The 23,488-nt window shown below is 26.5% G+C and carries 24 protein-coding genes; 20 read left to right on the top strand and 4 right to left on the bottom strand.

Annotated features, from left to right (window positions below):
• Positions 1 to 41: 41 nt before the first annotated feature.
• From T364_RS0100355 to T364_RS0100405, 11 genes are all read left to right on the top strand, one after another.
• Positions 42 to 1,757: a proline--tRNA ligase gene (locus tag T364_RS0100355; RefSeq protein ID WP_027127780.1), complete on the top strand. Its 1,716-nt coding sequence runs from the start codon at positions 42 to 44 to the stop codon at positions 1,755 to 1,757.
• Between the two features lie 71 nt (positions 1,758 to 1,828).
• Positions 1,829 to 3,616, top strand: coding sequence for a GTPase HflX (gene hflX, locus T364_RS0100360; protein WP_027127781.1), 1,788 nt, complete (start codon positions 1,829 to 1,831; stop codon positions 3,614 to 3,616).
• A gap of 271 nt (positions 3,617 to 3,887) precedes the next feature.
• Positions 3,888 to 4,958: an aspartate carbamoyltransferase gene (gene pyrB / locus T364_RS0100365; RefSeq protein WP_027127782.1), complete on the top strand. Its 1,071-nt coding sequence runs from the start codon at positions 3,888 to 3,890 to the stop codon at positions 4,956 to 4,958.
• Positions 4,959 to 4,967: 9 nt separating this feature from the next.
• On the top strand, positions 4,968 to 5,771 hold the full coding sequence (locus T364_RS0100370) for a dihydroorotate dehydrogenase electron transfer subunit (RefSeq protein WP_027127783.1): 804 nt from the start codon (positions 4,968 to 4,970) through the stop codon (positions 5,769 to 5,771).
• Positions 5,772 to 5,784: 13 nt separating this feature from the next.
• Positions 5,785 to 6,711: a dihydroorotate dehydrogenase gene (locus tag T364_RS0100375; protein ID WP_027127784.1), complete on the top strand. Its 927-nt coding sequence runs from the start codon at positions 5,785 to 5,787 to the stop codon at positions 6,709 to 6,711.
• Positions 6,712 to 6,747: 36 nt separating this feature from the next.
• Complete coding sequence (gene pyrF / locus T364_RS0100380; protein WP_027127785.1) at positions 6,748 to 7,473, top strand: orotidine-5'-phosphate decarboxylase; 726 nt, start codon at positions 6,748 to 6,750, stop codon at positions 7,471 to 7,473.
• Complete coding sequence (locus T364_RS0100385) at positions 7,467 to 8,663, top strand: dihydroorotase (RefSeq protein ID WP_027127786.1); 1,197 nt, start codon at positions 7,467 to 7,469, stop codon at positions 8,661 to 8,663. Before pyrF ends, T364_RS0100385 begins: the two co-directional genes overlap by 7 nt.
• A gap of 3 nt (positions 8,664 to 8,666) precedes the next feature.
• The gene (gene pyrE / locus T364_RS0100390) at positions 8,667 to 9,290 is read left to right on the top strand and encodes an orotate phosphoribosyltransferase (RefSeq protein WP_027127787.1); all 624 of its coding nucleotides are present in this window, start codon (positions 8,667 to 8,669) and stop codon (positions 9,288 to 9,290) included.
• 91 nt (positions 9,291 to 9,381) lie between these two features.
• Entirely contained in the window at positions 9,382 to 9,930 is a 549-nt protein-coding gene (locus T364_RS10190) for a YdcF family protein (RefSeq protein WP_027127788.1), read from the top strand.
• Between the two features lie 14 nt (positions 9,931 to 9,944).
• Complete coding sequence (locus tag T364_RS10905; RefSeq protein ID WP_027127789.1) at positions 9,945 to 10,139, top strand: ElyC/SanA/YdcF family protein; 195 nt, start codon at positions 9,945 to 9,947, stop codon at positions 10,137 to 10,139.
• Positions 10,139 to 10,564 (top strand): GNAT family N-acetyltransferase, encoded by a 426-nt coding sequence (locus T364_RS0100405; RefSeq protein WP_027127790.1) that lies wholly within the window; start codon positions 10,139 to 10,141, stop codon positions 10,562 to 10,564. The genes T364_RS10905 and T364_RS0100405 overlap by 1 nt, the downstream gene beginning before the upstream one ends.
• Positions 10,565 to 10,614: 50 nt before the next feature.
• Here T364_RS0100405 and T364_RS0100410 read toward each other — a convergent pair whose 3' ends face one another.
• Positions 10,615 to 12,912, bottom strand: a complete 2,298-nt coding sequence (locus T364_RS0100410; RefSeq protein ID WP_027127791.1) for a bifunctional dihydroorotate dehydrogenase B NAD binding subunit/NADPH-dependent glutamate synthase — start codon at positions 12,910 to 12,912, stop codon at positions 10,615 to 10,617.
• A gap of 23 nt (positions 12,913 to 12,935) precedes the next feature.
• Positions 12,936 to 13,835, bottom strand: a complete 900-nt coding sequence (locus T364_RS0100415; protein WP_027127792.1) for a LysR family transcriptional regulator — start codon at positions 13,833 to 13,835, stop codon at positions 12,936 to 12,938.
• Between the two features lie 422 nt (positions 13,836 to 14,257).
• Between T364_RS0100415 and T364_RS0100420 the strand changes: the two genes are divergently transcribed.
• From T364_RS0100420 to T364_RS0100435, 4 genes are all read left to right on the top strand, one after another.
• Positions 14,258 to 15,442 carry an iron-containing alcohol dehydrogenase gene (locus T364_RS0100420; protein ID WP_027127793.1) on the top strand — a complete coding sequence of 395 codons (1,185 nt, stop codon included), beginning with the start codon at positions 14,258 to 14,260 and terminating at the stop codon, positions 15,440 to 15,442.
• Positions 15,443 to 15,565: 123 nt separating this feature from the next.
• Positions 15,566 to 16,441 (top strand): prolipoprotein diacylglyceryl transferase, encoded by an 876-nt coding sequence (gene lgt / locus T364_RS0100425; protein ID WP_027127794.1) that lies wholly within the window; start codon positions 15,566 to 15,568, stop codon positions 16,439 to 16,441.
• Positions 16,442 to 16,485: 44 nt separating this feature from the next.
• Positions 16,486 to 16,887, top strand: coding sequence for an META domain-containing protein (locus T364_RS10195; RefSeq protein WP_027127795.1), 402 nt, complete (start codon positions 16,486 to 16,488; stop codon positions 16,885 to 16,887).
• 22 nt (positions 16,888 to 16,909) lie between these two features.
• The gene (locus T364_RS0100435) at positions 16,910 to 17,347 is read left to right on the top strand and encodes an ACT domain-containing protein (protein ID WP_027127796.1); all 438 of its coding nucleotides are present in this window, start codon (positions 16,910 to 16,912) and stop codon (positions 17,345 to 17,347) included.
• A 44-nt stretch (positions 17,348 to 17,391) separates the two neighbouring features.
• Here the strand turns inward: T364_RS0100435 and T364_RS0100440 are convergent, their stop codons facing one another.
• Together T364_RS0100440 and T364_RS0100445 are read right to left on the bottom strand one after the other, a co-directional pair.
• The gene (locus T364_RS0100440) at positions 17,392 to 18,498 is read right to left on the bottom strand and encodes a M20/M25/M40 family metallo-hydrolase (protein ID WP_027127797.1); all 1,107 of its coding nucleotides are present in this window, start codon (positions 18,496 to 18,498) and stop codon (positions 17,392 to 17,394) included.
• Positions 18,499 to 18,598: 100 nt separating this feature from the next.
• Positions 18,599 to 19,105: a KdsC family phosphatase gene (locus T364_RS0100445; RefSeq protein ID WP_027127798.1), complete on the bottom strand. Its 507-nt coding sequence runs from the start codon at positions 19,103 to 19,105 to the stop codon at positions 18,599 to 18,601.
• A 134-nt stretch (positions 19,106 to 19,239) separates the two neighbouring features.
• Between T364_RS0100445 and T364_RS0100450 the strand changes: the two genes are divergently transcribed.
• The 5 genes from T364_RS0100450 to T364_RS0100470 are packed head-to-tail and all read left to right on the top strand — an operon-like array spanning position 19,240 to position 23,479.
• Positions 19,240 to 20,463: an FtsW/RodA/SpoVE family cell cycle protein gene (locus tag T364_RS0100450; RefSeq protein ID WP_027127799.1), complete on the top strand. Its 1,224-nt coding sequence runs from the start codon at positions 19,240 to 19,242 to the stop codon at positions 20,461 to 20,463.
• Between the two features lie 48 nt (positions 20,464 to 20,511).
• Positions 20,512 to 20,700 carry a DUF896 domain-containing protein gene (locus tag T364_RS0100455; protein ID WP_027127800.1) on the top strand — a complete coding sequence of 63 codons (189 nt, stop codon included), beginning with the start codon at positions 20,512 to 20,514 and terminating at the stop codon, positions 20,698 to 20,700.
• Positions 20,701 to 20,708: 8 nt separating this feature from the next.
• Positions 20,709 to 22,100 (top strand): asparagine--tRNA ligase, encoded by a 1,392-nt coding sequence (gene asnS / locus T364_RS0100460; RefSeq protein WP_027127801.1) that lies wholly within the window; start codon positions 20,709 to 20,711, stop codon positions 22,098 to 22,100.
• A 36-nt stretch (positions 22,101 to 22,136) separates the two neighbouring features.
• Positions 22,137 to 23,177, top strand: a complete 1,041-nt coding sequence (locus tag T364_RS0100465) for an alpha/beta hydrolase (protein WP_051532583.1) — start codon at positions 22,137 to 22,139, stop codon at positions 23,175 to 23,177.
• A complete protein-coding gene (locus tag T364_RS0100470) occupies positions 23,177 to 23,479 on the top strand; it encodes a hypothetical protein (protein WP_027127803.1) in 303 nt (100 codons plus the stop codon). Before T364_RS0100465 ends, T364_RS0100470 begins: the two co-directional genes overlap by 1 nt.
• Positions 23,480 to 23,488 lie beyond the last annotated feature (9 nt).

Below are 23,488 nucleotides of genomic sequence, written 5' to 3' on the forward strand. Positions count from 1 at the left end.
GAGTACAATTTGAAGAAATTTTAAGGAGGAAAGAGGGAATAATGAGATTTAGTAAATATTATATAAAAACTCTAAAAGAAACCCCAAAAGAAGCAGAAATAGTAAGTCACAAACTATTACTTAGAGCAGGAATGATAAAAAAATTGGCTAGTGGAGTTTATACTTATTTACCAATGGGATATAGAACTCTTAGAAAAGTAGAAAATATTGTAAGAGAAGAGATGAATAAAGCAGGGGCTGTAGAGTTATTTATGCCTGTATTACAACCAGCTGAAATATGGCAAGAGTCAGGAAGATGGGATGTAATGGGTGCTGAAATGATTAGACTTAAAGATAGACATGAAAGAGATTTTGTGTTAGGACCTACTCATGAAGAAGTAATAACTGATATTGTTAGAAGTGATATCTTTTCATATAAAGCATTACCAATAAATTTATATCAAATACAAACTAAATTTAGAGATGAAAGAAGACCTAGATTTGGACTTATGAGAGGAAGAGAATTCCTTATGAAAGATGGATATTCTTTTTCAGTAGATAGAGAAGGACTTGATAAAGAATTTGATAATATGCAACAAGCTTATTCAAAAATATTCTCAAGATGTGGATTAGATTTTAGAATAGTTGATGCTGATTCAGGGGCAATTGGTGGTAGTGGTTCAAAAGAATTCCATGTTATGGCAAACTCAGGAGAAGATGAATTAATTTTCTGTGATTCTTGTCATTATGGAGCAAATGTAGAAAAAGCTACAAATGTAATAACAAATCTTCCTAAAGAAGAATTAAAAGAACCAGTATTAGTTCCAACTCCAAATATTGCAAAGATAGAAGATGTTGTAAAAAGTTTAGAAGTAGAAATAGAAAGAACAGTTAAAGCTATAATGTATAAAGATGTAGTTAATGATAAACCTTATATGGTATTAATAAGAGGGGATATAGAAGTTAACGAAGTTAAAGTAAAAAATCTTATAGATACAATAGATATAGTTATGTTAACTGATGAAGAAATTCAAAAATTAGGATTATTTAAAGGATTCATAGGACCATATGGATTAGATTTAAAATCAAAAGGAATAACAGTTATAGCTGATGAGTCTGTAATAAATATTCCTAACCACACAGCTGGAGGAAATCAAAAAGATACTCACTATTTAAATGTAAATTATGGAAGAGATTATACAGCTGATATAGTAGCTGATGTAAGAAAAGTTAAAGAAGGAGATATCTGTTCAATCTGTGGAAAACCTTTAAGAGTAGCAAGAGGAATAGAATGTGGACATATATTTAAATTAGGTAAAAAATACTCTACTCCAATGCATGCAGTTGTATTAGATGAAAATGGAAAAGAAGTTGTTATGGAAATGGGATGTTATGGAATAGGAATTTCTAGAACAATGTCAGCTGCTATTGAGCAAAATAATGATGAAAATGGTATTATTTGGTCAACAGCAATTGCTCCATTTATAGTAGATGTAATAGCAACTAATATGAAAGATGAAGCTCAAGTTTCTTTAGCTGAAGAGTTACATAATTTATTAGAAGAAAATGGAATAGAAACTATTTATGATGATAGAAATGAAAGAGCTGGTTTCAAATTTAAAGATGCTGACTTAATTGGATTCCCATTTAAAGTAGTTTGTGGTAAAAAATCTTCTGAAGGAATTGTTGAATTAAAAATAAGAAGAACAAACGAGACTATTGAAATTGAAAAATCAAAAGTAGTTGAAACTGTAAAAGAATTAATGAAAAAATACTAATTAAAGAGAACGACTTTTTAGTCGTTCTTTTTAGAAAATAGAAAAATAAGTAATCAATATAGGAGGATAAAATGATAGGTGGAAATATCCAAGGAGTTAAAGATTATTTATTAAAAGAACTTGAAAATTTATTTGAAGAAAAAATAGAAAAAGGAAAATTTTTAAGAGAAGATATTATTTTAAAAATTGTAGAAATTAGTACTTTAATAAATAAAGAAATTAGTATAGCAATAGATAGAAATGGAAAAATTTTAGATATCAATATAGGGGATAGTGGAAGTGCTACTTTACCAAAAGTAGAGTATAAAGAAAGAAAACTTTGTGGAATAAGAATTATTCATACTCACCCAAATGGAAATCCAAAACTTTCAGATGTAGATATCTCAGCACTTATAGAATTAAAATTAGATGCTATTTCAGCTGTTGGAATTAATAAAGATGGAAAGATAAATGGAATTTCAATGGGATTTTGTAAAGTTCAAGACAATAATATTTTACATGAAGAGTATTTATCTAAAAATCTTTCTACTGTAGAAGATTATAATTATTTAGCTAAAGTTCAAGAAATTGAAAAAGAGTTAAGAGCTAGAAATATAGATGAAGATTATAAAGAATATGCTATTTTAGTTGGAAGAGAGAGTCAAGAAAGTTTAGATGAGTTAAAAGAACTTGCTAGTGCTTGTGATATAGAAACAGTACATATGATATTACAAAAAGGAAGTAAAATAGATAAAAGTTTTTATATTGGAAGTGGAAAAGTAATAGAACTTGCTAGAGCTAAACAAATTAGGGCAGCTAATTTAATAATATTTGATGAAGAGTTATCAGGAATACAAATAAGAAACTTAGAAGATAATATAGGGTGTAGAGTAATTGATAGAACATCTTTGATATTAGAAATTTTTGCAAGAAGAGCTAGAACAAAAGAAGCAAAAATTCAAGTGAAATTAGCTGAATTAAAATATAAAGGAACAAGATTAATAGGTTTTGGAACTGAGTTATCTAGAATTGGTGGAGGTTTAGGAAATAGAGGGCTTGGAGAAACAAAACTAGAGTTAGATAGAAGAAAAATAAAAGATGAAATATCTAATTTGAAAACAGAATTAGAAAAAATAAAAAAAATTAGAGGAACTCAAAGAGAAAAAAGAGAAAAATCTAATATGGGAAAAATTTCTTTAGTAGGTTATACAAATGTTGGAAAATCTACTCTTAGAAACTTAATTGTAAAAAATTATTGTAAAGACAATAGTAATAAAACAGAAGATGTTTTTGCTGAAAATATGTTATTTGCTACTTTAGATACTACAGTTAGAGTTGTAGAATTAAAAGATAAAAAAGAGGTTGCTGTGATAGATACAGTTGGTTTTATTAGAAAACTTCCACATGACTTAGTAGAAGCTTTTAAATCTACATTAGAAGAAGTAATTTTTTCTGATATATTAATACATGTAGTAGACTCATCAAGTGAAAATTTATTTAAAGAAATTTCTGTTGTAGAGGGAGTTCTTAAAGAACTTGGTTGTGAGGATAAGCCAACAATATTGGCTCTTAATAAAACAGATAAAATAAGTGAAGAAAAATTGTTGGAGATAGAGGAAAAATTATCAGCTTATGAAACAGTGAGAATAAGTGCAAAAGAGAATATAAATGTAGATTTATTATTAGAAAAAGCAATAGAAAAATTACCAGAAGATTTAAGAAAAATAGAATATATAATTCCTTATACAGATACTTCTGTATCAGCATATATTCATAATAATAGTTCTGTTTTATCAGAAGAATATCAAAATGAAGGAATATATATAGTTGCTATGGTAGATGAAAAAGTGTATAATAAATGTAGAAAGTATGAAAAATAAAGAATAATAAAATTTTTAGTAATAGTCCAAAAATATTCTTGAATAAAAAAGAAAAATGTGATATAATCTCTAAAATTGTGAAAAAACAAAAGGAGGGTATTGAAAACATAATGAAAGGACTTATAAAAAATTTTTCAAAATTTTTTTATAAAGAAAATCTTTTAAATCTTTTTATTTTTCAATACACCATTTATAATTATTTTAATATTTCAAGGAATAGGAATTACTAAAATTGTAATTTTTATTCCTTTTTTTATGAAAGGGGATAGCTGTGAGAAACTTTATTTCAATGAAAGAATTTGACAGAGAGGAAATTTTAGAAATCTTAAAAAGAGCTGAAGAATTAGAGAAAGACCCAAAACAGGAGTTAATTCATAATAAAATAGCTGCGACTCTTTTCTTTGAGCCTTCTACAAGAACAAGATTATCTTTTACATCAGCTTGTTTTAGAATAGGAGCGAAAGTTTTAGGGTTTGATAGTCCAGATGCTACTTCTTTAAAAAAAGGAGAAAGTTTAAGAGACACTATAAAAATGATAAATGGATATTCTGATATTGTAATAATGAGACATTTAAGAGATGGGGCAGCAAAATTTGCTGGAGATGTATCTGATATACCTATTATAAATGCTGGAGATGGGGCTAATGAACATCCTAGTCAAACTCTTTTAGATTTATATACAATAAAAAAAGAATTTGGAACTCTTGATGGATTAGTTACAGCTTTCGTAGGAGATTTAAAATATGGAAGAACAGTACACTCACTAGCAAAGGCTCTTTCAAAATTTCAATGTAAAAAATTCTATTTTGTAGCACCAGATGAGTTACAAATTACAAAAGAAATAATAGATGAGCTAGAAGAAAAAGGAATAGAATATGAATTAGTTGATGATTATAAAGAAATATTAAAAGAAGTAGATGTTCTTTATATGACTAGAATTCAAAGAGAAAGATTTGAGAAACCTGAATTATACGAAAAATTAAAAGATGTATATATTATTTCAAAAGATACAATTCTTGGAAAATGTAAAGAAAATATGATAATTTTACATCCATTACCAAGAGTAAATGAAATAAATATAGATTTAGATGATACAAAACATGCTTTATATTTCAAGCAAGCTAAAAATGGAGTTCCTATTAGAGAAGCAATGATAGGAATAGCTCTTGATAAATTAAATATAAATTACAAAGAAAAAGAAAAAAATGAAATAATTTTTTCAAAAGAACAAGTTTGTGAAAATCATAATTGTATAACAAAATTTGAGCAAACAGATAATAAGATAGAAATAATAAATGGTAAAAAATTCTGTTATTATTGTGGAAGAGAGATAAAAAAATAGGAGGAGAATATGTTTTTAGAAGATTGCAAAGTTTTAGAAAATAAGCAAGTTTTTGGTACTTATTATCTAATGAAATTAAAAGGAGAGAAGTCTATCAATGTAGCAAAAGCTGGACAGTTTTATATGTTACAATGTAAAGGGCAAGGAACAATCCTTAGAAGACCTATAAGTTTACACTACATTAATAAATCAGAAAATATTTTAGAATTTTATTATGAAGTAAAAGGATTAGGAACAAAAGAGTTTGCAAATTTAAAAGAAGGAGATACTTTAAATATCCAAGGACCATTAGGAAATGGATTTACAACTGATATTGAAAACAAAACAATAGTAGTTGTTGGTGGTGGAATGGGAATAGCTCCTACAAAACTTCTAGTAGAAAGATTAAAAGAAAATGGAAATAAAGTAATCTATATTTGTGGTGGAAGAAATAAAGGTGCTTTAGAAATAATAAAAAATATAAATCTTGAAGGAATAGAAACATATATAACTACAGATGATGGTTCTTTAGGAATTAAAGGAAATGTAACTATGCCACTAAGAACTTTATTAGAAAAAGGTGGAATAGATGGAGTTTATACTTGTGGACCTCATAAAATGTTAGAATTTGTAGGAAAAACTGCTCAAGAATTTGGAGTTTATTGTGAAGTTTCATTAGAAGAGAGAATGGCTTGTGGAGTAAAAGCTTGTGTAGGATGTTCAATCTTAACTAATGAAGGAATGAAAAAAGTTTGTCATGATGGACCTGTTTTTGATAGCAGAGTGATAATAGATATTAATCCAAAAAATCTAGAACCATGTGGATGTAAATAAGGGAGGAAATAGAATGAGTAATAAGTTAAAAGTTAACTTTTTAGGAGTTGAATTTGATAATCCAATTCTTACATCTTCTGGATGTTTTGGTTTTGGATTAGAATATAAAGATTATTTTAATCCTAATGAATTAGGTGGAATTGTATTAAAAGGTCTTACTTTAGAACCAAGAACAGGAAATATGGGACCAAGAATAGCTGAAACACCTAGTGGAATTTTAAACTGTGTTGGACTTGAAAATCCTGGAATAGATGTATTTGAAAAAGAGATAATTCCAAAATTAAAAAAAGAAGGAGTTACAACAAATTTAATTGCTAATATAAACGGAAGTACAGTAGAACAATATGTTGAAATAGCAAAAAGAGTAAATGAGATAGAAGAAATAGCTTTAGTTGAATTAAATATTTCTTGTCCAAATGTAAAAGATGGAGGAATGGCTTTTGGAGCTAATCCAGAAGTAGCAGGAAGAACAACTAGAGAAGTTAAAAAAGTTTTAACAAAAAAACCATTAATAGTAAAACTTTCTCCAAATGTAACTAATATAGTAGAAATTGCTAAAATAGTAGAAGCTAACGGAGCTGATGCTATATCAATGATAAATACTCTTTTAGGTATGAGAATAGATATAAAAACAGGAAAACCAATTTTAGGAAATATTATGGGTGGAATGTCTGGACCAGCAGTAAGACCAATAGCTGTAAGAATGGTATATCAAGTGGCTCAAAATGTAAATATTCCTATAGTTGGAATGGGAGGAATAAATTCTTGGGAAGATGCTATAGAATTTATTATGGCTGGAGCAACTATGGTATCTATAGGAACAGGAATATTCCCTAATCCAATGTTACCTGTTGAGGTAAAAGAAGGATTAGAAAAATATGTAGAAGAAAATAATTTAGAAAATTTACAAGATATAAGAGGAATAGCTTTTAGAAAATAATAAAATTAAAATAAAGTTTAAGGAGAGATAAAAATGATAAATGCAAAAGATAGATTAATAATAGCTTTAGATTTTCCTACAATGGATAAAGCAGTTGAATTAGTAGAAAAATTAGGAGATACAGCTTCTTTCTATAAAGTTGGTCTTGAATTATTTTTAAATTCTAAAGGAAAAATGGTAGAGTATTTAGCTGAAAAAGGTAAAAAAATATTTTTAGATTTAAAATTCCACGATATTCCTAATACTACAGCTATGGCTTCTGTATTTGCTGCTAAAGAAAATGTATTTATGTTTAATGTACATGCTTCAGGTGGTAAAAAAATGATGGCTAAAGTAGTTGAAGAAGCTAAAAAAATAAATGATAAATCTTTATTAATAGCTGTAACTATTCTTACAAGTTTATCAGAAGAAGAAGTAAAAGAAACATTTATGACTGAAGTAAGTATAAAAGAATTAGCTATGAATTTAGCAAGACTTACAAAAGAAGCTGGAATGGACGGAGTAGTTTGTTCTCCATGGGAAGCTAAATATATAAAAGAAGCTTTAGGAAAAGAATTTAAAACTGTATGTCCAGGAGTAAGACCAGCTTGGTCAGCTACTAACGACCAAACAAGAATAATGACTCCAAAAGATGCTATGTTAAATGGTTGTGATTTCTTAGTAGTTGGAAGACCTATAACAAAAAATGAAGACCCAGTAAATGCTACAAAAATGGTAATAGCTGAAATAGAAGAAGGATTAAAAGAGGGAAATCTATGCTAATAAAAAATGGATTAGTAGTTGTTGATGGAGAAATAAAATTTAAAGATATATTAATAGAAAATGAAAAAATTGTTGAAATTTCTGATGAAATTATAAAAGATGGAGAAGAAATTTTAGATGCAAAAGGTCATTATATAATCCCAGGAATAATAGATCCTCATGTACATATGAGAGACCCAGGACTTACTCATAAAGAAGATTTTGAAACAGGAAGTAAAGCTTGTGCTAAAGGTGGAGTTACAACTTTCTTTGATATGCCAAATACAATTCCTAATACAATAACAGAAGAAGAACTTTTGAAAAAGAAAAAAGATGCTATTGGAAGAAGTTATGTTGATTATGGATTTTATTTTGGTGGAAGTAAACTAGATAATAGTACAGAAGTAGAAAAAGTTAAAGATTTAGTGGTAGCTACAAAAGTTTTTATGAATGTTTCAACAGGAAATATGTTAGTAGAGGATGAAAAAATATTAGAAAATATTTTTAGAGCTTCTAAATTAGTGGGAGTACACGCAGAAGGTGAAATGGTACAAAAAGCTATAGAACTTTCTGAAAAAACAGGAACTCCTGTATATCTTTGTCATTTATCTACAAAAGAAGAAGTAGAAATGGTAAGAGAAGGAAAGAAAAAAGGATTAAAAATATATGGAGAAGTTACACCACACCATTTATTTTTAAATGAAAAAGATGTTTTAAAAAATTCTCTTTTAAGAATGAAACCTGAATTAAAAACAAAAGAAGACAATGAGGCTTTATGGGAAGGAATAATAGATGGAACTATTGATACAATAGGAACAGACCATGCTCCTCATAGATTAGAAGAAAAATTAGAAAAATTAACTTTTGGAATACCAGGAGTTGAGCATTCTTTAGAAATGATGTTAAAAGGTGTAGCTGGTGGAAGAATTACTTTAAATGATTTAACTAAAATAATGAGTGAAAATACTGCAAAAATATTTGGTATAAAAAATAAAGGAAAATTAGAAATTGGATATGATGCAGATTTAGTAATTATTAATTTAGAAACAACAGAAAGAATAAAAAAAGAAGAAGTTGTATCTAAATGTGGATGGACACCTTATGATGGATTCTTAAAAGGTGGAGAAGTTCTTACTACAATTGTAAGAGGAAATGTAGTGTATAATAATAAAAAATTTATTAATAAAAAAATTGGTAAGGAAGTGATGTAAAAGATGGATAGAGCAAGAGGAGTAGCACATTCATTATTATCTGTAGGAGCTGTAAAATTAAATGTAGGACAACCATTTACATTTGTATCTGGAATAAAAAGTCCAATATATTGTGACAATAGAAAAATGATAGGTTATCCAGAAGAAAGAAAAGTTGTAGTTGATGGATTTATAGAAGTTTTAAAAGAAAAAGAATTTGATGTAATAGCTGGTACAGCAACAGCTGGAATTCCTTGGGCTGCTTTTATAGCTGAAAGATTAAATGTTCCAATGGCATATATTCGTTCTGAGAAAAAAGACCACGGAGCTGGAAGACAAATTGAAGGAGCAGACTTTGAAGGAAAAAAAGTAATCGTTATAGAAGACTTAATTTCTACAGGAGGAAGCTCTATAAAAGCTGTTCAAGCTGCTAAAGAAGCTGGAGCTACAGAAGTTGAAGTTGTAGCAATATTCTCATATCAATTTACAAAAGCTGAAGAAAACTTTGCTAATGCTGGAGTAAAATTAACAAACATATCAGATTTTACAACTTTAATAGGATTAGCAACAGAACAAAAATACTTAACAGAAGAAGAAAAAGAAATAGCTTTAAAATGGAATAAATCACCTAATACTTGGGGTGTATAAAAAATTATTAGTTAATAGGTCAGATTATCTGACCTATTTTTTTATGAAAAAATTTATGATATAATTTATAAAAATTATTATGGAGAAAAAAATGTTTTATATTGTTAAAATAGTATCACTTTTAATATTTTCACCTTTAATATTTATTTTAGGATTTATAATATTTGGAATTTTATTTTTAAAAAATAAAAAAATAAAATTAGGAATATTTTCTTTTTTATTGGGAACTGTTTTATATTTATTTTCTTGTGATTTCTTCATATCTAAACCTATAATTTATCTTGAAAAACAAAATGTAAATTTGGAATATAAAATTGAAGATATGGATAGTTATATACTTCTTTGTGGTGGAATAAGAAGTAATACTTTAATGGGAATAATACCAGGACAAGAAGCAGTAGAAAGAATTATTACAGTAGCTAAACTTTATAACAAAAATCCTAAACCAATATATATTACAGGTGGGAAAGTATTAGAAAAAGCAGTGAGTGAAAGTTCTATATATAAAAAAGAATTAATTGATTTAGGAATACCAGAAAAGGATATTATATTAGAAGAAGATAGCAGAAATACTAAAGAAAATGGAATTTATACTAAAAAACTTATGAAAAAAATGAACATAAAAGAGGAATACTTGTAACTTCAGCTATTCATATGAAAAGAAGTATGGAAGTTTTTAAAGATAAGGAGATTGAATTTTATCCATATCCTTGTAATTTTTATGGAATTACTAAGAATAGAGGGATTCAAAGTTATATACCAAATTATCTAAATTTAAAAAATTTTAATTCTACTTTATGGGAATATTTTGGAATTATTTATTATAGATTGAGATATAAAGGAGAATAATGATAAGAGAATTTAGAAAAATTGACTTAGATGAGATTATGCAAATTTGGTTAGAAACAAATATAAAAACACATAATTTTATAAGTAAAAAATATTGGGAAAATAATTATTCTTTAGTGAAAGAAATAATTCCTAAGAGCAAAGTATATGTTTTTGAAGAAAATAATAAAATAAAGGGATTTCTTGGAATAGTTGAAGAGAATTATATTGCTGGAATTTTTGTAAAAGAGGAATTTCAAAATCAAGGAATAGAAAAAAAATTAATTGATTTTATAAAAAGTAAAAAAGAAAATTTGTTTTTAAATGTTTATGACAAAAATATTAGAGCTAAGAAATTTTATTTTTCTAATGATTTTAAAATATTGAAAGAGATAAAAGATAATGAATTTAAAGAAAAAGAATTTTTATTAGAATGGAAAAAATAAAAAATACAGGACTTTTTATTTTTAAAAAGGCCTGTATTTTAAATTATAAATTAATTATTTTTAAATTTTATATATTCATCAATAGCTTTGGCAGCTTTTTTTCCAGCTCCCATAGCAAGAATTACAGTAGCAGCTCCAGATACAGCATCTCCACCAGCAAATACTCCTTCTCTACTAGTTTGTCCATTATCATCAGCTACAATACATTTCCATTTATTAATATCAAGATTTTTTGTAGTAGATGAGATTAATGGATTAGGAGAAGTTCCAAGAGCCATTATAACAGTATCAACATCCATTATAAAATCAGAATTTTCTAACTCAATAAAAGAAGCTCTACCTGATGAATCTTTTTCACCAAGAGTAGTTTTGATACATCTCATACCAATGACTTCTCCTTTTTCATTTCCTAAAATTTCTTTTGGAAGAGTAAGAGCATCAATTATAATTCCCTCTTCTTTGGCATGATGTACTTCTTCTAATCTAGCTGGAAAATCTTTTTCACTTCTTCTATAAACAATATGAGCTTCAGCTCCTAATCTTTTGGCTGTTCTAACGGCGTCCATAGCTACATTTCCTCCACCAATAACAGCAACTTTTTTTCCTACTTTAATAGGAGTTTCATATTCATCAAGATATCCTTTCATAAGATTTACTCTTGTTAAAAATTCATTGGCTGAAAGAACACCATTTAAATTTTCTCCAGGAATATTCATAAATTTAGGAAGTCCAGCTCCACTTCCAATAAATACAGCTTCAAATCCCTCTTCATCTAATAATTTATCAATAAGTTTAGTTTTTCCTATAATTTCATTTGTTTTAAAAGTAACACCTAATTTTTTGATATTATCTATTTCTTTTTGAACAACTTCATCTTTAGGTAATCTAAATTCTGGGATACCATAAGTTAAAACTCCTCCAGTTTTATGCAAAGCTTCAAAAATAGTTACATCATATCCCATTTTTGCTAAATCTCCAGCTACAGTAAGTCCAGCTGGACCACTTCCAATAACAGCTACTTTATGGTTATTTTTTTTAGAAATTTGAATTTCAAAACTATTTTTTAATAAGTAATCTCCAACAAATTTTTCAAGTTTTCCAATAGCTACAGCTTCACCTTTTATACCTAAAATACATTTTCCTTCACATTGAGTTTCCTGAGGACAAACTCTACCACAAACAGCAGGAAGAGAGGTATATTTCATTAAAATTTTTCCAGCTTCATCAATATTTCCTTTTTTAATCTCTTGAATAAAAGCAGGAATATCTATACTAACAGGACATCCTTGCATACAAAGAGGATTTTTACAATTTAAACATCTACTAGCTTCTTTTTGAGCCTCTTCTAAAGTGTACCCAAAAGTAACTTCTTTAAAATTTGTAGCCCTTATTATAGGATTTTGTTCTCTTACGGGAACTCTTTTATTTTTTGGAAGATTTTCAAGAGAAGTATACTCTTCTTCATGATTATCAATTGGACAATCTTTAGCTGAATGAGTATCTCCATCATTTTCTTTAAGTAAAGCTCTTCCTTCTTCTGTTTTATACATCATTTGTCTTCTCATTGCTTCATCAAAATCAACTAAATGTCCATCAAATTCAGGTCCATCTACACAAGCAAACTTTATTTTATCTCCAATTCTTACACGACAAGCTCCACACATTCCTGTTCCGTCAACCATTAGAGGATTAAGACTTACAGTAGTTTTTATATTATATTCTTTTGTTTTTAAACAAACAAACTTCATCATAATCATAGGACCAATAGCAACAACACAATCATATTTTTTACCCTGATTTTTTATTAAATCATCAATAACATCAGTTACTAAACCATGATATCCATAACTTCCATCATCAGTAGTAATATAAAGATTTTCTGCTACAGCTTTCATTTCTTTTTCAAGAATTAAAAGATTTTTAGTTTTTGCTCCAATTATAACATCAGCTTTAAGTCCATTTTCATGGAACCATTTAACTTGAGGATAAACAGGAGCAGTTCCAACTCCGCCAGCTACAAAAAGAACTTTTTTATTTTTTAAATTTTCTAAATTCTCATGAAGAAATTCACTTTCTACTCCTAATGGTCCAACTACATCTTGGAAGAAATCTCCTTCATCTAAAGTTCCAATATCTTTTGTGCTTTTTCCTAAAACAAAAAATACAATAGTGACAGTTCCATTTTTTCTATCGTAGTCACATATAGTAAGAGGAATTCTTTCTCCAAACTCATCTTTTTTAACAATTAAAAACTGCCCTGGTTTAGCTGCTAAGGCTAAATCTTTAGCTTCTATATTCATAAGACAAATTTTTTCACTAAGCCACTCTTTTTTTAATATTTTATACATAGATTTTCACCTCTTTATGGAAATTAAATTTGTTTATTTTCTTTATTTATAGATAATAAAGCTAATTTTGTAAATTCAGAAATAATATAAGGTTTCTGAGTATTTTTTTTGTAAGCAATAAAAAATTCTCTTTGGCTATAAGAATTTCTTATTTTATAATATACAACTCCTTCTAATTTTTCTACAGAACCAGGAACAAAGCCAACACCTAAATTTTTAGAAACTAATGAGTTTACAGTTTCAAAATCTTTTGTTTCTAAAATACAATTTAGATTAAAATTTAAAGATTCACAAATTTTATCTATATTTTTTCTAGCTTTTATTCCTTTCATAAGTAAGATAAAGTTTTCATCTTTAAAAGAAGATAAGTCTATAAATTCATCTTTTATATTTGATGTAATAGGATTTGTTTTAGGAACTGCTAATAAAATATCTTCAGTAACAATCTTTTTATAAATAAGTTTTGGATTAAAATCCACAAAAGCAGATATTACTAAATCAACTTCATCTTCTAATAATATTTTCTCAAGATTATAAGGAGAATCTTCTATTATTTTTATTTGAACATCTGGAAATAGTTTTCTAAATTCAGGAATAATTTTTGGTAAAAAATATCTTCCATAAAACTGAAAAACTCCTATACCTAAAGTTCTTTTTTTACAACTGGATAAGCCTTCTAATTTTTCTTTTAAAATTTTGACCTCTGATATGATTTTTTCACTTTCTTTTAAAAAAAATTCTCCAGCATATGTAAGGGAGACTCCTTTACTAGTTCTTCTAAAAAGTTGAAGTCCTAATTCATCTTCTAGTTTATTAATGGATTGACTTAATGCTGATTGACTAATAAAAAGATGTTCTGCTGCTTTAGAAAAATTTTTAAATTGTGCTATATAAAAAACATATTCCATATCTTTTAAAGTCATAAATACTCCTTAAAATTTATTATAAGTTTTTCTAATAGTAGTATTATAAATTAATATTTCAAAAAAAGCAAATTTATTGTTATAATTATTTTATCAAAAGATAGGTATTAAAAGTATTAAGTATTTACCATCTTGTTTCCTTAAACTTATATTATAAAAAATAAAACAGATTGTTAGCCCCTCTCTGTTTTATTTTTTTATATTAAATAATGAATGAGATTAAAAATCAAGTTTTATATTAAAAAAAGTTTTTATATATGGAATTTTTTTTAAACAGTAATAAATATTATTGTAGAAATAAAATATAAAAATTTTCATATAAGGAAAAAAGAAAAAGAATAAATCTTGACGAAAGTTTTTAAGAAATATATACTATTTAATAAGAAAGATTTCATAATAAAAAATTTGAGGAGGGGTAAATAATGATGAATTTTAATTATTACACACCAACTAAAGTTATTTTTGGAAAAAATGAAGAAAATAATGTAGGAAAATTTGTTTCAGATTTTGGAGGAAAAAAAGTTTTAATTCACTATGGGGGAGGAAGTGCTGTTAGAAGTGGATTAATAGATAAAGTAAAGAAATCTTTAGAAGAATCAGGAATAGAATATGTTGAATTAGGAGGAGTAAAACCAAATCCAAGATTATCATTAATATATGAAGGAATAAAATTGTCAAAAGAAAATGGAGTAGATTTTATATTAGCAGTTGGAGGAGGAAGTGTAATTGACTCTGCCAAAGGTATAGGATATGGAATATCTAATCCTGAAATAAAAGATGTATGGGATTTATATCTAGGAAAAGAAAAGGCTAATACTTGTGCTCCTATTGGAGTTGTTTTAACAATAGCAGCTGCTGGAAGTGAAATGAGTGGAGGAAGTGTTGTAACAAATGAAGATGGACAAGTAAAAAGGTCATATAATACAGACTATTCAAGACCTAAATTTGCTATAATGAATCCAGAAATTACTTATACATTACCAGAATATCAAATTTCAAGTGGCTCAGTAGATATAATGATGCATATTCTAGAAAGATATTTTACTCCAGAACCAAACTTAGAAGTTACTGATGAAATTTCTGAAGGAATTTTAAGAACAATGATAAAAAATTCAAGACTTTCATTAGAAAATCCTAAAAATTATGATGCTAGAGCTGAAATAATGTGGTGTGGTTCATTGGCTCATAATGGACTTACAGGTTGTGGTGGAATTGGTGATTGGGCAAGTCATCAATTAGAACATGAGTTAAGTGGAGTTTATGATGTGGCTCACGGAGCTGGATTAGCAGCTGTTTGGGGTTCATGGGCTAGATATGTTTATAAAGAAAATCCTAATAAATTTGCAAGACTTGGAGAAAAAGTTTTTGGAATAGAGAAAATTGAAAATGTTGATAATATGGCTATAAAAACTATAGAAGCTATGGAAAATTTCTTTAGAAGTATAAAAATGCCGATTTCAATAAAAGAATTATTGGATAGAGAAATAACAAATGAAGAGGTTTTAATCTTAGCTGAAAAATGTAGTAATAATGGTCAAAGAACAATAGGAAGTTTTAAAAAATTAGATAAAGAAGATATGAAAAATATTTATTTAATGGCTAGATAAAAATAAAAAATAGTCTTTTCTTTGAATTTAAGGAGAAGACTATTTTTATTTATTGCAAAATATTTTTTTACATGATAAACTAAGTAGAAACCAAAAAATATTACTTGATTAAAGGTGATGAAGATGAATCCAATATTTTTAACAATAGGAAAAATAAAAATAACTTATTATGGACTTATGTATGCTATATCTTTTTTATTAGGAATTGAATTAGGAAAAAGAGCAGCGAAAGAAAAAGGATTTAATCCAGAACTTATAGAAAATTATGCTTTTGTAGCTATGATTTCAGGATTACTTGGTGGAAGAATTTATTATGTACTTTTTAATTTAGATTATTATTTACAATATCCAGAAGATATAGTAGCTGTTTGGAAAGGTGGAATGGCTATTCATGGTGGAATAATAGGTGGAATAATAGGAACTTGTATATATGGATATATAAAAAAAATAAATCCTTTACAATTAGGAGATTTTGCAGCAGGACCATTATTATTAGGACAAGGAATTGGAAGGATAGGAAATCTTATGAATGGAGAAATTTATGGGGTACCTACTTTTACTCCATTAAAATATATTTTTTCTTTAAAACCTAATTTTTATGAATGGTTTAATCAATATAATAGTTTATCAATTTTTGAAAAAGCACAATTTCAAGAAAAAGTTCCATGGGGATTAGTTTTTCCTCTTTCAAGTCCCGCTGGACAAGAATTTCCAAATTTACCATTACATCCAGCAATGTTGTATGAACTTGTTCTTAATTTTTTAGGCTTTATATTTATATGGTTTTTCTTAAGAAAAAAAGACTATCCTGTTGGAGTAGTTTGGTGTTCGTATATTATAATTTATAGTATTATAAGAATATTTGTAAGTTTCTTTAGAGCAGAAGATTTAATGCTTTTAGGTTTTAGAGCTCCTCATGTAGTAAGTTTAATAATGATAATAATAGCAAGTATTTTTATTGTTTTTTTAAACAAAAATAACCAAAGTTTAAAAAAATAAGTCAAAAGAATTGAAGTAATAAATAAAAACTTTTAGGAGGAAAAATGAAAAAAATATTTTTAGGATTATTATTTTTATTATCTTTAATGGGATGTACAAATTCAATGATAAGCAAAAATGAGAATCTTGTAGGGAAACAATATGTATTAGTTCAACAAGCAAAGGATTACCAAATAACTCTTAATTTTGCTGAGAATAATTTCTTTGGTTTTGCAGGGGTAAATAATTATTTTGGTAAATATGAAGTTCAAAATAAGAAAATAACTTTTGGTGCAATAGGAAGAACAATGATGGCAGGACCTCAAGAAATAATGAAAGTAGAAGATGAGTTTTTATCTAAAGTAGAGAAATCTACTTCTTATGAAATTACTAAAGATGAACTTATATTAATGACAGATAAAGGAGAAAAACTTATATTTAAGTTAGTAGAAACTCCTAAAAAATAATAGGCTTTGGAGATGAGAATAAATGAAGAATAAATATTTGATAGTTAGTAAAGAAATATTACCAGATTATTTTGATAAAGTTATAGAAGCAAGAGAATTATTAGAACAGGAAAAAGTTAAAAATATTAGTGAAGCTGTAAAAATAGTAGGAATAAGTAGAAGTACTTATTATAAATATAAAGATTTTGTTTTTCTACCTTCTGATAAGTCACATGGAAGAAAAGCTCTTATTTCAATAACCTTAGAACATACACAAGGGAGTTTATCAAATGTTTTAAATTATATTAGCTCAGTAAATGGAAATATTCTTACAATAAATCAAAATATGCCAATGAATGATGCAGCGACTGTAATTATTTTAATGGAAGTTCTTCATTTAACAATATCAATTGAAGAAACTATAGAAGGAATAAAAAGGCTTTCTAATGTAATAAATTGTAAATTAATGTCAATTGAATAAAAATTTAAAAAAACTGCCAATTTTAATTGGCAGTTTTAAATTTATTATTTTCTAATTAATTCAATAAGTAATTTTGTAGTATTTATTAAGTTATCAATAGTAATTTGTTCAGAAGTTGTATGAACTTTATCCATTCCACAACCTAAATTAACAGCTTTAATTCCTTTTTCTACCATGTTGTTAACATCACTTCCTCCACCACTAACAGCAAGTTCGGGAGTAAGTCCAGCTTTTTCACAAGCTTCTTTAATTTCTTTTATGAAACTATCATCTTCTGTATATTTATATCCAGAATAAGAATGAGTTAATCCTCCTTCAAAAGTTCCACCAAATTTTTCACAAGCTTCTTGGATACATTTCATCATGTGTTCTCCTTGAGCCTTTAATTTATCATTGTCTCTACTACGAGCTTCTCCTAAAATTTTAACTTTTTCAGGAACAATATTAGTAGCATAAGAAGCTTCTATTGTACCAATGTTAGCTGTAGTTTCTTCATCTATACGAAGAAGTTTCATATTAGAAATAGCATGAGCAGCCATTTGAATAGCACTTATTCCCTTCTCAGGAGCAACTCCAGCGTGAGCACTCTTACCTATAAATTCTCCAGTTAATTTTAATTGACCAGGAGCAGCTGTTATTATTTTTCCAGCATCTCCACCACTATCAAGAACAATTCCTTTTTTTGCAGTTATTTTAGAATAGTCTAAATTTTTAGAGCCTTTAAGTCCAATTTCTTCACAAATAGTAAATACAGCTTCTATAGTAGGATATTTTAAATTATTTTCTTTAGCGAAACGAACAGCTTCTAAAATACAAGTAATTCCAGCTTTGTCATCAGAACCTAGTATAGTAGTTCCATCAGATTTTATAATATTTCCTTCAATAATAGGAACAATTCCTTTTCCAGGTTTAACTGTATCCATATGAGCTGACATCAAAATAGGTTCTAAAGATTTATCTCCTTCTATTTTACAGTAAAGGTTTCCAACACTTCCTCCAACTATTTTATATGCCTCATCAAAAGAAACTTCTGCTCCAATTTCTCTAAAATCAGAAGCTACTTTTTCAGCAAAAACTTTTTCTTCTAAACTCTCACTATCTATTTTTACATAATTTATAAAAGTATTAATTAGTCTTTCTTGATTAATCATTAAATCACTCCTTTATAAAAAATTTCTATAAATATTATACTATAAACAAATAATAAAATAAAGCTTTTTTTGAAAATAATGTATTGTTATTAATCAAAAATTATTGAGCTGTAGAAGAAAAATTATTTACAATATTTTTCCATAAATTTTGTTCTTTTAGAATTTTTTCTAAAATTTCTCTAACAGCTCCATCTCCACCATTTTTAGAAGAAATAAAATGAGAAATTTCTATTATTTCAGAAGCAGAATTTTTAGGACAAGCAGAAAATTTACAAAGAGACATAACTTCTAAATCATTTAAATCATCACCAATATAAGCAGTTTCCTCTAAAGTTAAATTATATTTATTTAAAAGTTCTTTTAAAGCCATAATTTTATTGTGACATCCTTGAATAATATCAGTAATTCCTAATTCTTTTCCCCTTCTTTCAACTAAAATAGAAGTTCTTCCAGTAATAATAGCAATTTTTAAACCTTGTTTTATACTTTGAGAAATAGCAAGTCCATCTTTAGCATTGAAAGCTTTCATTTCATTTCCCATATTATCAAGATATATTTTTCCATCAGTTAAAGTTCCATCAACATCAAGAACAATTAATTTTATCATTTAGATAAATCATCTCCTCCCTTAAATTTTATTTTATTATATCATAGAACAATACAAAGTAAAAAAAATTAAATAATTATTATAAAAAATATATTCTTTATGATATAATTTAAAGAAAAAAATAGGTGGAAACTGTGAAAATAGAAAATAAAAGTATTTATTTTGAAAAAAATCAAATTGAAAAAAAAATAAAAAAAGATAGAATTTCAATCGAAACTAAGAGAAAAAGAAGAACAATTTTTACGATAATTTTTTTATTATTGATTATTTCAACTCTTAATTTATATAGTGTAGCTTATTATGAGGAAAATAGTTTTACATTAGGAAAATATTTATTTTTTGTATTTATTGGTGCTTTTAGTTTGATGTTTTTTAATATATTTAATTATAAAATATTTAAAAAAGAAAAAATGATAAAATTTATATATTCAGCATCAATTCTTTTATTGATATTTGTATTTATTGGTGGAAAAGTATTACCAGGAGTAGTAAAAACTATTAATGGGGCAACAGGATGGATTCGTTTAGGACCAATAAATATACAACCAGCGGAGATATTAAAAGTTCCTTTTATAATAATTGAAGCTTATATCTTTTATAAAAAAGAAAATGATTCTATATTTAAATTAATAGGGATAAGTTTTGGGATATTTTTAAGTTTTGCAGGATTTATTATTTTACAAAACGATATGGGAACTGTTATTCATTATTTTGCTATATATTTAGTTATGTTATTTATGAGTGGAATAGATAAAAAAGTTATAATAAAGGTTGTTAGTGGATTTGGAATTTTAGGAATAGTAGGATTAGTTGGACTTTATAAATATGGAAATATTTTTTTTGATGGATATAAAGTAAGAAGAATAACTATGTATATAGATGGATTATTTAACGATGGATATATAGGAAATATTGATATTGGTTATCAAGTAGCTCAATCACTTTTGGCTTTTGGAAATGGAGGTGTATTAGGAGTAGGTTATGGAAATGGAGTTCAAAAATATAGTTATTTACCAGAAATACACACAGATTTTATAATGGCTTTATTAGGTGAAGAAATGGGATTTTTAGGTGTATGTATTATTGTTTTATTTTTCTTTTTATTGTATAATATTATGATAGATATTGGGATAAATTCAAAAGACTTTTTTGGAAAATATTTGGCTATAGGAATTGGTGGTATGATAATGAGTCAAGTATTGATTAATCTTTTTGTAGCAGTAGGGTTACTTCCTGTATTTGGAATTCCAATGCCTTTATTTAGTTATGGAGGAAGTTCAATTTTAACTGTAATGACTTCTATAGGAATAGTTTTAAGTATAAATAATTATACTTCTATTACGTTTGACAAAATATAAAATAAACTGTATAATTATTTCATTGAGTATATGGAGGATTAAAATATAATGGAAATGAAAGATATAATAACTAAAGTAAATTATTTTTCAAAACTTTCAAAAGAAAGAGAACTTACTCCTGATGAAAAAGAAGAAAGAGAAAAATATAGAAAACTTTATTTGGAAAAATTTAGAGCTCAAGTAAGAGGGCACTTAGAAAATATAAAAATAGTAGATGCTAATGAAAAATTAAATTAGGGGGAGCAATGAGTAAAGTAACAGTTAGAGAGCTTTATAGAAGCGAAAAAGAATTATTAGGAAAAGAAGTAGAAATTTCAGGATGGGTCAGAAAATTAAGAGACCAAAAAAACTTTGGATTTATAGAAGTTAATGATGGTTCTTTTTTCAAAGGAATTCAAGTTGTATATGGAGCTGAATTAGAAAACTTTGAAGAAATATCTCACTTATCTATATCTTCAACAATAACAGTAAAAGGAATATTTAAAGAATCAGAAGGAAAAGGACAATCTTCTGAAATAGTTGCAAATTCTGTAGAGATAATTCAGAAAGCAAGTTTAGATTATCCTTTACAAAATAAAAGACAAACATTTGAATATTTAAGAGATATTGCTCATTTAAGACCAAGAACAAATACATTCTCAGCTGTTTTTAGAGTAAGGTCAGTATTAGCTTATGCTATACATAAATTCTTTCAAGAACAAAATTTCGTATATGTTCATACTCCAATAATTACATCTTCAGACTGTGAAGGAGCTGGAGAAATGTTTAGAGTAACAACTCTAGACTTAAATAATCTTCCTAAAAAAGAAGATGGAACAGTTGATGAAACAAAAGACTTTTTTGGAAAAACTACTAGTTTAACAGTTAGTGGACAATTAAATGTAGAAACTTATTGTTCAGCATTTAGAAATGTTTATACATTTGGACCAACTTTTAGAGCTGAAAATTCTAATACTTCAAGACATGCTGCTGAATTCTGGATGATAGAACCAGAAATTGCTTTTGGAGATTTAACAGCTAATATGGATTTAGCAGAAGCAATGGTAAAATATGTAATAAAATATGTAATGGATAATTGTCCTGAAGAAATAGAATTCTTTAATAAATTTATAGAAAAAGGATTAGTTGATAAATTAAATAATGTATTAGATAATGAATTTGCAAGAGTAACTTATACAGAAGCTATAGATATTTTACTTGCTTCTGGAGAAAAATTTGCTTATCCAGTTAAATGGGGAATAGATTTACAAAGTGAACATGAAAGATTTTTAGCAGAAAAACACTTTGGAAAACCTGTTTTCTTAGTAGATTATCCAAAAGAAATAAAAGCATTCTATATGAAACTAAATGCAGATGGAAAAACAGTTAGAGCTATGGATTTATTAGCACCAGGAATTGGAGAGATTATTGGTGGTTCTCAAAGAGAGGATAATTTAGAAGTTTTAGAAAAGAAAATGGATGAATGTGGATTAAATAAAGAAGATTATAAATTCTATCTTGATTTAAGAAGATATGGAAGTTTCCCTCACTCAGGATATGGATTAGGATTTGAAAGAATGTTAATGTATATTACAGGGATGACAAATATCCGTGATGTATTACCATTCCCAAGAACACCAGGAAATGCAGAATTTTAATAAAAACTAAAAATAATTGTGAAAGGAGATAAAATTATGATTAAACTTTTAGTAGTTATAATAGTGATTTTTCTCCTTTTTTATTTAGATAAAATGGATAAGAAAAAAGAAAAAACTTTAAAAAGAAAATTAGAAAGAGTAAAATCTTATAAAGAAGTTGTAAGTTTGGATGATTATGAAAAAATAATAAAAAAATATTCTTTAGAAGAAATTGATGAAAGAGTTAATATTCAAGAAAAATTTATAACTTCAAAACATGTAAATGAAAAGATGAGATATCTTTTAATTACTCCTAAAAATCAAGAGATAAAAAATTTACCTCTAGTATTTTTATTTCATGGAATAAGAGATTATCCAGAAGATTGGATAACTAGAGGAATGTTATTAGAAAATTATTTTGAATTATTAGAAAAAAAACTTATTAAGCCAATGGTATTTATAATTCCAGCAGCAGGATTTAATGGAGAAAGTTGGTATAGTAATTTTTATAAAGATGAGAAACATAAATATGAAAATTATATAATGGATGAATTATATAAAGAAGCTAAAAAAATATCTAATGGAAAAATAGGAATAGCTGGTTTTTCTATGGGAGGGTATGCAGCTTTAAAAATTGGATTAAAACATATTGAAGATTTTCAAATTATTGGAAGCTTTTCAGGAGCAGTAAGTATAATAAGAATGAGCTTAAATAGAAGAGTTATAAGACTTATGAAATATTTATACATACCAAAGATATTTTTTAAAAAAAGTCAAGATAAAATAAACTTTTTAAGAATATTTAGTCCTTGGGGATGGAGAATTTTAAAACAAGACCCATACACAATTATAAAAAAAATGGAACCTGAAAAATTTAAAGGAAAAAGTATCTATATAAGTGTTGGAGAAGAAGATAAAGAACCTTATTTAATGTTGCAACAATGGACAGATATAGTTGGAAGATTAAAAAAATATAATGTGGATTTTCAAGGATATATTTATAAAAATCAATATCATACTTGGAGTTTTATTTCAAAAGATATAGAAAATTTTCTTAAATATTTTAGTAAAAAAATAGATAAAGAGGTGGAAGAATAATGAAAAAAAATTATATAATATTATTACCTATAATTTTTTTATGTTCTTGTACTTCTATAAAATATTATGAACAATATGAATTTTTAATAAAATACGACCAATTAGTGATGAATTTTGATGAAACTTTGGAAAATCCAATAAAGAAATCCCAGTTAAAAAAATTAAATAAAGAATTTAGGTTAATGGAAAGACAATTATATGAAAAAAATGAAAACTTTATAAGAATAAATGAAAATATAGTTAAAGAATATAGTAAAAGTATAGAATATTATAAAAATATAATAAAAGATTTAGAAGATTAAGGAGAGTAT

The organism is Fusobacterium perfoetens ATCC 29250 (assembly GCF_000622245.1).
GTDB lineage: Bacteria > Fusobacteriota > Fusobacteriia > Fusobacteriales > Fusobacteriaceae > Fusobacterium_B > Fusobacterium_B perfoetens.

Excerpts from the sequence above, each read along its gene's own strand:
- asnS (WP_027127801.1), top strand. The coding sequence starts at position 20,709 with ATGAGTAAAGTAACAGTTAGAGAGCTTTATAGAAGCGAAAAAGAATTA.
- T364_RS0100435 (WP_027127796.1), top strand. The coding sequence starts at position 16,910 with ATGAAGAATAAATATTTGATAGTTAGTAAAGAAATATTACCAGATTAT.
- T364_RS0100440 (WP_027127797.1), bottom strand. The coding sequence starts at position 18,498 with ATGATTAATCAAGAAAGACTAATTAATACTTTTATAAATTATGTAAAA.
- T364_RS0100465 (WP_051532583.1), top strand. The coding sequence starts at position 22,137 with ATGATTAAACTTTTAGTAGTTATAATAGTGATTTTTCTCCTTTTTTAT.
- T364_RS10905 (WP_027127789.1), top strand. The coding sequence starts at position 9,945 with ATGAAAAGAAGTATGGAAGTTTTTAAAGATAAGGAGATTGAATTTTAT.
- pyrE (WP_027127787.1), top strand. The coding sequence starts at position 8,667 with ATGGATAGAGCAAGAGGAGTAGCACATTCATTATTATCTGTAGGAGCT.
- T364_RS0100415 (WP_027127792.1), bottom strand. The coding sequence starts at position 13,835 with ATGACTTTAAAAGATATGGAATATGTTTTTTATATAGCACAATTTAAA.
- T364_RS10190 (WP_027127788.1), top strand. The coding sequence starts at position 9,382 with ATGTTTTATATTGTTAAAATAGTATCACTTTTAATATTTTCACCTTTA.
- T364_RS0100375 (WP_027127784.1), top strand. The coding sequence starts at position 5,785 with ATGAGTAATAAGTTAAAAGTTAACTTTTTAGGAGTTGAATTTGATAAT.
- T364_RS0100420 (WP_027127793.1), top strand. The coding sequence starts at position 14,258 with ATGATGAATTTTAATTATTACACACCAACTAAAGTTATTTTTGGAAAA.
- T364_RS0100455 (WP_027127800.1), top strand. The coding sequence starts at position 20,512 with ATGGAAATGAAAGATATAATAACTAAAGTAAATTATTTTTCAAAACTT.
- hflX (WP_027127781.1), top strand. The coding sequence starts at position 1,829 with ATGATAGGTGGAAATATCCAAGGAGTTAAAGATTATTTATTAAAAGAA.
- T364_RS0100370 (WP_027127783.1), top strand. The coding sequence starts at position 4,968 with ATGTTTTTAGAAGATTGCAAAGTTTTAGAAAATAAGCAAGTTTTTGGT.
- T364_RS10195 (WP_027127795.1), top strand. The coding sequence starts at position 16,486 with ATGAAAAAAATATTTTTAGGATTATTATTTTTATTATCTTTAATGGGA.
- T364_RS0100355 (WP_027127780.1), top strand. The coding sequence starts at position 42 with ATGAGATTTAGTAAATATTATATAAAAACTCTAAAAGAAACCCCAAAA.
- T364_RS0100470 (WP_027127803.1), top strand. The coding sequence starts at position 23,177 with ATGAAAAAAAATTATATAATATTATTACCTATAATTTTTTTATGTTCT.
- T364_RS0100445 (WP_027127798.1), bottom strand. The coding sequence starts at position 19,105 with ATGATAAAATTAATTGTTCTTGATGTTGATGGAACTTTAACTGATGGA.
- T364_RS0100405 (WP_027127790.1), top strand. The coding sequence starts at position 10,139 with ATGATAAGAGAATTTAGAAAAATTGACTTAGATGAGATTATGCAAATT.
- lgt (WP_027127794.1), top strand. The coding sequence starts at position 15,566 with ATGAATCCAATATTTTTAACAATAGGAAAAATAAAAATAACTTATTAT.
- T364_RS0100410 (WP_027127791.1), bottom strand. The coding sequence starts at position 12,912 with ATGTATAAAATATTAAAAAAAGAGTGGCTTAGTGAAAAAATTTGTCTT.
- T364_RS0100385 (WP_027127786.1), top strand. The coding sequence starts at position 7,467 with ATGCTAATAAAAAATGGATTAGTAGTTGTTGATGGAGAAATAAAATTT.